Below are 6,873 nucleotides of genomic sequence, written 5' to 3'. Positions count from 1 at the left end.
TGGAGAAGTGTCATCAGCAACTATACAAAAATATATTGAGAGTCAAGGATAATAGATAACAATTTACAAGGCTCCTCCCACCGCCTAAAGGCAGTGGGTTTCCGCCCATGACAAACGAAAGGATTTATTTATGAAAACTGCATCCAATACTCACGTAGAAGCATTATGTATGCAGTTGAAAAGTCCTTACAAAGAAGTCGCTTACGCACATTTCTGCAAAGAATTATCAGTACCTGAGATTGCACAGCAGACAGGGAAAAATCCGAAAACAATTCAGACACAGCTCTATCGCGCAAGGGCAATGCTGAAAAAAATGCTTGAAAGGGGTGATTAGATGCATATTAATAAGAAGGATTTAATAGAATTTGACAACGGAAATATGAACACACAGGAAGTCATTGAGTTTCTGTCACATCTTGATCACTGCGATTTCTGTCTGGATCAGATGATGGAACAGGAAGACAGCAGTACGGATACTGCTCCCCCCTATCTGATGGAACAGATTCTGGACAAAGCAGACTCCGGTGAAGTGCAGCTTGCCCGGGCAGCAAATAAAGCATCCCGCAAAATCCGGCTGCTCCATTACAGTCTTCAGACTGCTGCCGGTGTGATGGTTGCCCTGCTGCTTTTATTCAGTATCCCGAACCTGGATTTCACTTCCTTACATCAGGATACTTTCTCTCAGACAGACAGAATATTACCTGAGCATGAAAACGGCAGGCTCTACCAGTTCACCAGAGAACTCGGACAGAACATTGGTGATGGCACCGGTTCTTTTATAAAATATATCAGTGATTTTTCCGGCAAATTAATGAATGGAGGCAAATAAAAGTATGCAAAAACAAAAACGTGGATTCTGGCTTTTTATCTTCTCCCTGATCCCAGGTGCAGGAGAAATGTACATGGGATTCAAAAAACAGGGAATCAGTATTATGTTCTTATTCTGGGGTGTCTTTGCCATCGGAGCATGTACCGGAATGGACTGGCTTGTGTTCCTGATCCCGATCATCTGGTTCTACAGTTTCTTTAATGTGCACAATCTGAAGTCTCTTTCTGAGGAAGAATTTTACTCCATAGAAGATTCCTATGTCCTTCATATGGATGAACTGGCAGGAGATATCAGTTCTCTGCTTAAACATCACGGAAAGATAACTGCGATTCTTCTGATTTTCCTTGGTGCTTCTATTCTGTGGAACCCCCTGGTAGATTTCCTCTATATGATCTTACCCGGATATCTGGCTGATGTTATCGGCAGATTCACATATCATCTGCCACAGCTCGTGATCGCAGCTGCCATCATTTTTGCAGGGATTTATATTCTCACCCGCAAGAAAGATGCTCTGGATGAAGAACAGCCTGACAGCTTTACTGAGGAAGAACATTACTGGACACCTTATCGTCCGTATCAGCAGAATATTTCAGATATGACAACTGACGCAGCTAAAAACACCACAGATACAACGAATCCCGATTGCTGCACAGATACAGATGTCACAGATAACACCACTACCGGCAACCCGGTATCTCTGAAAAAAGATTCTGCCGCCGAAGTGTCTCAGAAGGATGCTTCATCACAAACAACAAATTCTGAATCATGACACAAAATGGGATTGTCACATCAAGGAATCTACCTTCATGTAATAATCCCATTTTTATTATTCTCACATGGATACCGAAACTTCTCCAAAGGACAATATTGTCTCCTGTCCATCCTCTTCCCGTACTTTCAGCCGTCCGTCCCTGCATATCTCCAATGCAAATGCCTGTCTGGAAGAGTTTCCGTCTGTAATTGTAATCTGATGTCCCAGGATCATGTTATGTGTCACATAATCCGGAGATAATTTCAGATCTGCTGTTTCTTTTCGCAGCTCGTTCACGATCGTTGCAGTCAGTTTATTACGGTCAGTCTGTTCTGCATCTTCTTTTGTCTCATAAAGAGCTCCCGCTATATTTCTTAATTCCCCAGGCAGGTTCTCCTGGTCCAGATAGAGGTTCAATCCCATGCCAACTACCACAAACTCAATATTTCCACTCTCAAAATCTGTGACAGCCTCTGTGAGTATTCCACAGACTTTCTTTCCTTTATAAAACAAATCATTAACCCATTTAATATCAAGCTGGATTCCACAGAGCTGAGCAACTGCTCTGTAGACTGCCACTGCTGCCGCAGTTGTGATCAGCAGACTGTCATGTATGGTTCCCTGTGGCTTCAGGATCACACTCATGTAAAGACCTGTATCTGCAGGAGAATAGAATTCCCGGCCTCTGCGCCCCCTGCCTGCAGTCTGGCTCCTGGCAATGACAAATGCCCCATGTCCGGCCTCTCCCATCATAGCTTCTTTCTTGGCAGTCTGGTTCGTAGATTCCAGTTCATCATAAATATCTATCTTAACCTTCGGATCATCCAGAAACAGGCGGATTCCTTCCTGCGACAGACGGTTCGTATCCTTCGCAAGCATATATCCTTTATTCGGTCCTGCTTCTATATGATACCCTTCTTCCCGGAGCGACTTTACTGCCTTCCACACTGCTGCCCTGGTACATCCCAACTCACCGGCAATGCTCTCACCGGAAAGCACTTCTCCTTTATTCTTCTCCAGCATTTCCAAAAGACTTGATTTTACAGTCATAATTTCCCTTTCTTACTTTCTGTCCCATTATTTTCACGTTATCTCTTCTCTGATCATCTACTGCTAATCATATCATCTGGTATGCTTTTTGTCTAATGTTCTGCCGGAAATATCTTATCACATAATTTTCCGGTGTTACTGTTCACTCCGTTCTCAGTAACATTTTCCGTACAGTAATCAATTGTCTGTCAGGATTGCCACAATCCCCGCATATAACACCATAAATCCCATAACTACTGCAACCATGTCAGCAGAATGAAAATCAATATTAAATATCATACCACCTGCAACCATCACTTCCAAGGTGACGATCAGCCCCAGGATCACTGCCATTGTCCTTGAAAATTTATGTCTTTCCTTTCTTCTCATTCTCTGTGTGGTATTTACTGCATTCATCATTTTACTCCTCCTTCATGTCAGACAGATAAAAATCGCCCTTATCCTCTGATCGATTATGTCCGAACATATTTTCCGAACATGTATTCGTTTTCTTTTGATATATAATAACATACCCATTTCAAAAATGGAAGAGTTTTTAGAACATTTGTTTGCCGTTTTTTTCATTATAAATTTTTCCGGATACTGAAACTTAAAATTAAGAAAGAATCCTGCTTGCAGGATTCTCCGCCTGCGACGGGTCGCTTCAGCGACATAATTCCTCCCCGTCGCAGTGTGATCCTGCCCGGAGGGCTTTTTTATGTTATAGAAACATTACGGAGTAATTTCCTATAACATAAAAAAAGACTGCCGTGCCACTCATCACCTGCCACGACAATCCTCTTATCTGATTTTAATGTTATATTTTTTACATAAACTGTGCAAACACAGACGCACCTACAACAGTCAGAAGACCGGCAACTGCGATTGCAAGACTGCTCATGGCACCTTCTATTTCACCCAGCTCCATTGCCTTTGCAGTACCGATAGCATGGGCAGAGGTTCCAAGTGCCAGGCCCTTAGCGATTGGTTCTTCAATACGCGCAAGTTTGATCACAGTCTCTGCGATCATATTTCCAAGAACACCGGTAATAATAATAACTGCAACTGTAATAGTCACAATGCCTCCAAGTTCTTCAGAAACGCCCATTCCGATGGCAGTTGTAATAGACTTCGGAAGAAGTGTTACATACTGTTCATGACTCAGGCTAAACAGCTTTGCAAGGATCAGCACACTGACCAGACTGGCAAGCACACCGGAAACAATTCCAATGATTACAGCTTTCAGATTCTTTTTCAGAAGTTCCATCTGCTGATACAGCGGAACTGCCAGGCAGACCGTTGCAGGTGTGAGCAAGTAGCTTATATACTGACCGCTCTGATTATAGGTGTCATAATCAATATGCAGTAAACAAAGCACAGCTATTACTGCAATGATCGCGATCAGAAGCGGATTAAAAATTGCCATCTTAAATTTTCTTTTCAAAAGAAGTCCTGCCTCATATGCGATCAGGCTGATCGCTGCGCCAAAAAACAGGGAATTACTCATAAATTGTGTCATGATCTTTTCTGTCCTTTCTTTCTGTCCATACGAATAACTGCCTGTGTGACACGACCTGTCACAATCATTACCACAACTGTGGTGATCACTGTGATCAGAATGATCGGCACACATACCGGTTTCAGTATGCCCCAAGCTGTCAGTAATCCGACACCTGCCGGAATAAACATAACCGGCATGATCTCTATGAGAAATTCAGCTGCTTCTTTGACCTGTTCCAGCCTGATAATGTGTGTTCCCAGTGCGATCAGCATGATCACCAGTCCGTACACACTTGCAGGTACAGGAAGCGGGATCAGAACATGTAATGCCTCTCCCATTGCGGATATCAGTAAAATAATCCAGAATTGTCTTACGTATTTCATTTTCAGTCTCCTCTAATCCTTACTGAACGGCTACAGGCTTCATCATTCCAGTTACCTGATCTTCGTACTCCTGAGTTTCCTCGAGAGATGCTCGACCGGTTCTCTGGATCTTTGTCACGCCCGGATACTGTCCCGGGAAAGATTCCAGCATGATCCCATCGCCGTATATCTTTACTTTATCCCCATTTTCCAATACATCATCGGAAATTAATTTTCCTTTTTTATTGTAAATGCCCTCTGCCGGTATGTCTGCGCTGAAAATAGTTCCATTGTTCAGATCCACAAAAACTCCGGTCTTCAGAAATTCTCCTGTCTCGATATAGATTGCAGAAATAGCATTTGCTTCCTCTTTCTGCTCTTCCTCCCTGACCATCTGTGCCTGCTTTCCTACCATATTCCAGAAAGCACCTCCCATTACAGCAAAAATGGCGAGCAGAACAATCATACCGATGATAAACTTCCAGTCTCGTTCTTTTTTATTTTTCAAATATTCAACTCCTTTATATTGGTCTAACCAATCTTGGTTCATTACGTTTTTTTATTATAGCGTATTCATCACAAATTGCAAGGTTGTTTCTGCGTAAAAAAAAAGTTTTTACAGAATCCTGATCTTTTCTGCAAAAACTTTTTCTTCTATATATTATACTGTGTTGTTACACACCCCTTGGGTCAAAAGAAATGTGGGACAGGGCACACCTACCAATAATTCTTCTCTCCCATATATCCGAAAATCGAACGCCATCGAAGTTTAGATGCACATACCAAAGTTCCTGTGTCTCCATCTTCCAGCTCTGTTTTATCTTCGCAGTCGCTCCAGATGATACAATCCTCTTTCAGAATTATATTGGAATCGAGTATTTCGCATGAATAGCGTTCGTCTACCGGAAATAACTTTAAGTATTTTAATCCCTGAAATTCCATTTCAATCATTGAATCTTCTTCATACTGCCGTTGTATTATTACTCTCAGAATCCTGCGATCGTTTACAGGATACATATCCAGGTTTTCATTAACATATGCTCCGCTCAGATAATGCATCTCTTTGATACAGCTATCATGGAAAAACGACACTCTTTCCATAAATTCCTTCAGCGAATTCTCATCTGTAATCTCATTCCACTTGTGCATATTATCACCACTTTCATTACTGTGTATTTTTTCTTCCCTCCTGACCAATCTACTTTGTCTTCTGTTTACTTTTCAGGAATCATGGCAACCTTTTCCCACTGATAAGTTCCATTATCGACTGTCATTACTGCCATGGTGATTTCCTGGTCGAAACGTCTGGGACCGCAACTTCCCGGGTTAAGCCATAGGCGGTTGTCTATCATTTTTTCGAAATATTTATGGGTGTGTCCGAAGATTACCACCTGTGTGTCTTTTAAATCCCAGTCTACGTCTTTTTTATTGTGGGTCATGAAAAATTTCACGCCTTCTATGGTGAAATGTAAAGTTTTCGCAATTCCCTCTGCCCAGTCCTTATCGTTATTTCCTCGGACTACATAAATAGAACCCATCATACGCAGTTTATCCAGAATTTCCGGTTTGTTTACGTCACCTGCGTGGATAATACAGTCGCAACCCTTTAAAATTCCCAGTATTTCCGGCCTGAGCAGGCCATGGGTATCTGAAATAATCCCTATTTTCTTCATACACTATTTCCTCGCTAATCATTCTCTTATAGGCCGTTTTATAATTTCATCATTCTATGTTTAATTTTCATCAAACAATTCAATCTTTCCATATTCCCCATCATACCCCGGAATTCTCTTCACATTTCCGGTTCTTACATTTTCAATTCCTTCCGCAATCCGTTCTCCTGCACAGGATTTAATATCTTCTGACGGTACATTTCGCAGAATGTCGAATTCTGTCCCCAGTGTCTGAATCAACTGTTCAAAACATCCCTGCACTTTCTTACTTGCAGTGGAATAGCCCATACATGCAGAGATTACTTCCGGCAGAGGTACAAGGCTTTCATATTTCTTACCGTCTTTTTTCACAAAACCTTCCGCTCTGTCTGCAAGCTGCTCTACTCTGTGATCTACGCCCATGGTCAGCTTCTTTCCGCAGACAGGGCAGATTCCTCCAAGCCGTTCTGCTTCCACCGGGCTTAATGATACACCGCATTTTCTGTGACCATCGAAATGATATTTCCCCTCTTCAGGAAAAAATTCTACTGTTCCTTCCAGCCCTTCGCCAGTCTGGATTGCCCGATAAAGTCCTTCATAGGAACAGTCAATATCCAACAGATTCGCCTCGCGCCCCAGCTTAGACGGGGAATGTGCATCTGAATTGGATACAAGCTGATAGCGGTCCAGTTTGGAAATTCTCCAGTTCATAGCCGGGTCAGAGGAAAGTCCTGTTTCCAGTGCATGTA

10 protein-coding genes and 1 pseudogene are annotated in these 6,873 nt (G+C 42.3%); 3 read left to right on the top strand and 8 right to left on the bottom strand.

The window, feature by feature from the left end; genetic code table 11:
* The first annotated feature begins 130 nt into the window (after positions 1-130).
* The 3 genes from AC075L_RS05800 to AC075L_RS05790 are packed head-to-tail and all read left to right on the top strand — an operon-like array spanning position 131 to position 1,598.
* A complete protein-coding gene (locus AC075L_RS05800; RefSeq protein ID WP_476387334.1) occupies positions 131-334 on the top strand; it encodes a sigma factor-like helix-turn-helix DNA-binding protein in 204 nt (67 codons plus the stop codon).
* A complete protein-coding gene (locus AC075L_RS05795) occupies positions 335-829 on the top strand; it encodes a hypothetical protein (RefSeq protein ID WP_177961912.1) in 495 nt (164 codons plus the stop codon).
* Between the two features lie 4 nt (positions 830-833).
* Entirely contained in the window at positions 834-1,598 is a 765-nt protein-coding gene (locus tag AC075L_RS05790; protein ID WP_476387333.1) for a hypothetical protein, read from the top strand.
* Between the two features lie 63 nt (positions 1,599-1,661).
* On the opposite strand, the gene AC075L_RS05785 is transcribed toward AC075L_RS05790, so the two are convergent.
* From AC075L_RS05785 to AC075L_RS05750, 8 genes and pseudogenes are all read right to left on the bottom strand, one after another.
* Entirely contained in the window at positions 1,662-2,630 is a 969-nt protein-coding gene (locus AC075L_RS05785) for a biotin--[acetyl-CoA-carboxylase] ligase (RefSeq protein ID WP_173704704.1), read from the bottom strand.
* Positions 2,631-2,807: 177 nt separating this feature from the next.
* Positions 2,808-3,029: a hypothetical protein gene (locus AC075L_RS05780; RefSeq protein WP_022380928.1), complete on the bottom strand. Its 222-nt coding sequence runs from the start codon at positions 3,027-3,029 to the stop codon at positions 2,808-2,810.
* A gap of 406 nt (positions 3,030-3,435) precedes the next feature.
* Positions 3,436-4,128 (bottom strand): LrgB family protein, encoded by a 693-nt coding sequence (locus AC075L_RS05775; protein ID WP_022380929.1) that lies wholly within the window; start codon positions 4,126-4,128, stop codon positions 3,436-3,438.
* A complete protein-coding gene (locus AC075L_RS05770) occupies positions 4,125-4,493 on the bottom strand; it encodes a CidA/LrgA family protein (protein WP_020993269.1) in 369 nt (122 codons plus the stop codon). The genes AC075L_RS05775 and AC075L_RS05770 overlap by 4 nt, the downstream gene beginning before the upstream one ends.
* A 19-nt stretch (positions 4,494-4,512) precedes the next feature.
* On the bottom strand, positions 4,513-4,980 hold the full coding sequence (locus AC075L_RS05765) for a hypothetical protein (RefSeq protein ID WP_020993270.1): 468 nt from the start codon (positions 4,978-4,980) through the stop codon (positions 4,513-4,515).
* A 209-nt stretch (positions 4,981-5,189) separates the two neighbouring features.
* Entirely contained in the window at positions 5,190-5,621 is a 432-nt protein-coding gene (locus AC075L_RS05760; RefSeq protein WP_022380931.1) for a hypothetical protein, read from the bottom strand.
* Between the two features lie 65 nt (positions 5,622-5,686).
* Positions 5,687-6,145 carry a metallophosphoesterase family protein gene (locus tag AC075L_RS05755; RefSeq protein ID WP_022380932.1) on the bottom strand — a complete coding sequence of 153 codons (459 nt, stop codon included), beginning with the start codon at positions 6,143-6,145 and terminating at the stop codon, positions 5,687-5,689.
* Positions 6,146-6,214: 69 nt separating this feature from the next.
* Positions 6,215-6,873 (bottom strand): annotated as a pseudogene (locus AC075L_RS05750) (endonuclease Q family protein); the annotation flags it as partial.

This window comes from Blautia sp. ZXY-1-B12 (genome assembly GCF_056339915.1).
The sequence above is the reverse complement of the archived record's forward strand: the minus strand, read 5'-3'. Positions and strand labels throughout refer to the sequence as shown.

Coding starts and splice junctions, on each gene's coding strand:
- AC075L_RS05795 (WP_177961912.1), top strand. CDS start 335: ATGCATATTAATAAGAAGGATTTAATAGAATTTGACAACGGAAATATG.
- AC075L_RS05775 (WP_022380929.1), bottom strand. CDS start 4,128: ATGACACAATTTATGAGTAATTCCCTGTTTTTTGGCGCAGCGATCAGC.
- AC075L_RS05790 (WP_476387333.1), top strand. CDS start 834: ATGCAAAAACAAAAACGTGGATTCTGGCTTTTTATCTTCTCCCTGATC.
- AC075L_RS05780 (WP_022380928.1), bottom strand. CDS start 3,029: ATGATGAATGCAGTAAATACCACACAGAGAATGAGAAGAAAGGAAAGA.
- AC075L_RS05770 (WP_020993269.1), bottom strand. CDS start 4,493: ATGAAATACGTAAGACAATTCTGGATTATTTTACTGATATCCGCAATG.
- AC075L_RS05785 (WP_173704704.1), bottom strand. CDS start 2,630: ATGACTGTAAAATCAAGTCTTTTGGAAATGCTGGAGAAGAATAAAGGA.
- AC075L_RS05755 (WP_022380932.1), bottom strand. CDS start 6,145: ATGAAGAAAATAGGGATTATTTCAGATACCCATGGCCTGCTCAGGCCG.
- AC075L_RS05760 (WP_022380931.1), bottom strand. CDS start 5,621: ATGCACAAGTGGAATGAGATTACAGATGAGAATTCGCTGAAGGAATTT.
- AC075L_RS05800 (WP_476387334.1), top strand. CDS start 131: ATGAAAACTGCATCCAATACTCACGTAGAAGCATTATGTATGCAGTTG.